The sequence below is a fragment of the Caecibacter sp. AF58-12pH5A genome (assembly GCF_027681725.1).
GTDB lineage: Bacteria > Bacillota > Negativicutes > Veillonellales > Megasphaeraceae > Megasphaera > Megasphaera hominis.
Genome location: NZ_JAQDBC010000071.1, coordinates 1 through 3426 on the forward strand (window position 1 = coordinate 1; position 3426 = coordinate 3426).

Annotated in this window: 4 protein-coding genes; 2 read left to right on the plus strand and 2 right to left on the minus strand. The window is 45.7% G+C overall.

The annotated features are described in order from the left end of the window. Positions 1-226: 226 nt before the first annotated feature. Positions 227-427, minus strand: a complete 201-nt coding sequence (locus PGX44_RS13755) for a hypothetical protein (RefSeq protein ID WP_498855817.1) — start codon at positions 425-427, stop codon at positions 227-229. A gap of 180 nt (positions 428-607) precedes the next feature. Continuing rightward, complete coding sequence (locus PGX44_RS13760; RefSeq protein ID WP_498855818.1) at positions 608-817, minus strand: helix-turn-helix domain-containing protein; 210 nt, start codon at positions 815-817, stop codon at positions 608-610. 580 nt (positions 818-1397) lie between these two features. Here PGX44_RS13760 and PGX44_RS13765 point away from each other — a divergent pair. Further along, entirely contained in the window at positions 1398-2102 is a 705-nt protein-coding gene (locus PGX44_RS13765) for a radical SAM protein (protein WP_498855819.1), read from the plus strand. Positions 2103-2268: 166 nt separating this feature from the next. Next, positions 2269-3093, plus strand: a complete 825-nt coding sequence (locus PGX44_RS13770) for a hypothetical protein (protein ID WP_288298854.1) — start codon at positions 2269-2271, stop codon at positions 3091-3093. The last annotated feature ends 333 nt before the right edge of the window (positions 3094-3426 follow it).

Here is a 3426-nt window from a genome sequence, read left to right on the forward strand (position 1 = left end):
GGCTCTTTCGAGCCAGTGATCCTCATTCGTTTTTATAGGGGCGTTATTTCACAGCCCCTATATAAACTGATACCTCCTCCAAAATGTTTGTTTGAATCATTTAGCTAAAATAATTTCCAAAAACCGTGAATAGCTATCGATTCCGCCGAAATGTAAGCCACCGCGCTCACCTTCTTCTTTCGGGCAATAAAAAAGCACTCATTTCTGAGTGCTTCAGTGCTTATTTTTAGTATTCAATACTGCCGTTCTTTTTTTCTTCTTCAATCATTTCTTCCCGCATTTCTTGTAACCGTTTTTTCCATTCCCCGTAAAGTTCTTTGGCCCAATCCGGCGCATTGTCTTTAACTTGACCTTTGTCGTTAAGATAGGGATAAATTTTATCATGAATTTCCCACCATTTTAATTCTTTTTCAGTCGACAATCTCATCTTTCAGCACCTCTATTTTCTCTTTGATACAATCGGCCACTATATTACCTTTAGAATTTATAAATTTTAGCCATGCGCTAGTTGAAGAGTGATCCATGTTGCGGACGTCCGCAAAATCGTATAGGCAGGTGCAACCATGTTGCAAAGAAGATTCCCGATATTGTCATATTCTACCCTTATTTACTCTTCATGCTGCGGTTCCGGACCAAATACTCTTTCCATTCCAGCCTTGGTTACCAGCCAGATACGCCCGGCTTTTCTAGCTTCGTCTTCTGTAAAGCGCGATTTCCCTCCCTTATATCCCGTACACGATTGCTGAACTGTCCGCGGATTCATTTGCCATTTTTCAGCTGCTTCTGCAGCCGTCATGACTTCTTCCAATAGATTCACAGGAATCGCCTTCTTTCGTTAGCTTATATATTCTTAGTATAACATATTTTTCTAATGTATTACGGCACATTTTTTTGAAATGACGAACTGCACTCGTCCCTTGCCAGCGCTGTCTGGTCTGCAGCGAAAGCTACCTCTCCGCCAGCGTGCCGGGACGGCAGGAAAAGGATCTGTCCGAGAAAATAGGGCATGCTTAATTCCCGTAGCGCATGATCACAGCGTATCGACGTCTGATAGATGCATGTAGTGCAAGTATCTTGAAAGATTCGAAAAATTTATATATAATAATATCAAAGAAACAGATGATTCAGGCCCCCCCGCCCTTTATTGGTGGAGGGCTTCCGGAATCATCTGTTTTTTTATTAAGCAGGAAATTTTCAGTGTTTTTTACAGTTATGAAAATGCATACGACCATTCCCTATTGCAGGGAACGCTCTTTTCTAGTATTCTGAGATTGTAAAATTCACGTTTTTTACAATCTCAGAAAGTTGAAATAGTAAAATCTGCGTTTTTTACAATCTCAGTTTTCTTACAATATCAAAATTCTTGATTTTTATATCCAAGAAGAAAGGGGCCGTGTATGATGGACCAGTTTTCCTATAAGCCTGTATATATAGAAGAAGGAAAAAAGGTATTGGAGGTCAATCTCCTGCCTGGAAAGTATTGCACGTTTAACTGTATTTTTTGTCCTGTCTCCCGATCGTTACCGCATGAAAAGACGGATGTGGTCCACGATTTTGGTGATGTGACCTCGGCACTGGCTGATTTGCAGAAGCGGCTTGAGGTGATCCAGCCGGATTTGGTGTTTATCAACTGTCTCGGCGAGGCCTTTGTCCATCCGGATCTGCAAAAGGTAATCGACACGATTCATGCCTGTCACGTACCTGTACGGCTTTTGTCGAATGGCTATTTGTATGGAGATGCACGCTGTGCAGCACTGGCGCAGCAGTGTGAGGAGGTCATTGGCGAGTTGAAAATGGCTAATGACGCTGCCTTTCAAAAGGCCCAGCGGCCACTCGCCGGCTATTCTGTAGACCAGCACGTAGCGAATATGGCAGCCTTTCGCCGCTCCTACACAGGTATCTTCCGCTTGGAAATCACATTGGTCAAAGGGTATAGCGACGATACAGCTTCGCTGGACTTCTTTGCCCGGGCCGTCCGGGCGTTACAGCCCCAGGTGTTGCAGGTCGTGACACCAGAGGCGCCTTTTGACCGGGTACTCGGTGTCGACGCCGCAACGCTGGCTGAGGCTGACAGGCGGTTGCAGGCGGAACTGGCTCAATAACTCATCATATTTTGTTATCATATTTTCGCTTTTTTGTCTGTACGAGGAACGTCTTTGCAGTATATAATAAAAACAAGGCTATTTTCACGCAGCTCCATTAAAATCTGCAGCGTAACGTGCTATAATAGACTGTATCTCAACTTATCTAAGCAAAAAAAGGATACCTATGAACGTACTAGAGACGATTTCCTCGATTCTCCACAATAAAAATACGCGCTTTATTGCGCAGTGTATACTTCTCTATGGCGCGTGCTATTTGCTCTATTACTGCACGTCCGTTGGCCAGGATGCCAAAGATATGGGCCTGGCGTCGCGGCAGCTCATTCCGCCCATGCTGATTTTTTACGTTGTCCAACGGGTCAGTGGCAAGACGCTTCTTTCGTGGCTTTGGCTGACGCAGTTCCTGACCGGTATGAGCTGGGCCATGACGACGCCAATCCTCATGTACCTGCAGGCTGGCAGTACGGCAACATCCCTATCGCCCATGGCGGATATCCTCTTTGGCTGTTATGCGGCGCTCTTCCTCATGTCGGCCCAGCAGCTCACAGCAGGACGCAAGCATTGCCGCCTCTTCCAGTCATGTACGACCATCCTTTCCATGCTGCTCATGTTCATTCCCCTCTGTCAGGTACTCCATTTCCTGCTGTACGGACAGTGCATTACGGAAATGACGATTCTCCTCTTCCGGACGCAGGCCTTCTTGCCGCACCTCATGAGCACCATTCAGGATATCGGTATCGTGCCGCTTCTCATCATCGCCATCATCTATTATTTCATCGGCTACTTCATCTTCAAATTTAACGCGAAGATCTTCATCTCCCTGCCGACCTTAAAAAGTCACGCCAGCGTCTTGATCTTCTTCCTCACCTTCGTCATTTTGGCAGTCTACCTGCCAAACACCCTCATCCGCCAGACCTACTTCTTTGAAGCCTGGCACAACGTATCCATTGAAGAAAAACTACCTGACTTCCAGCCCCCGCAAGGGCCGTAAGAACACTCCACCGGTAAAGACCAAGGTCTTTACCGGTGTTTTTAGCAGCTACAAACGTGGTTTTGTGGATTCAACCTCTATCGGCCGCTTTATTACATCAACGTCATCACCACTAATTTCTCCTCTACCGAGCGCTTCGCGCCCACCTTCTCCACATGGGGAAGGCACAGAGAGAAAGCCTTCGGGCCGTATACTTTCAATTTAATAAGTGTATCATCGAAAAAGAATTGATTTTTTAGGATTTGAAAAGCATTGGCTTTCCCCGGTGGCAGGCCGGGGAGAGACCTGCTACCATAAGTCAAGGGGTCAACAATAATTTTTTAATTCTTTTGT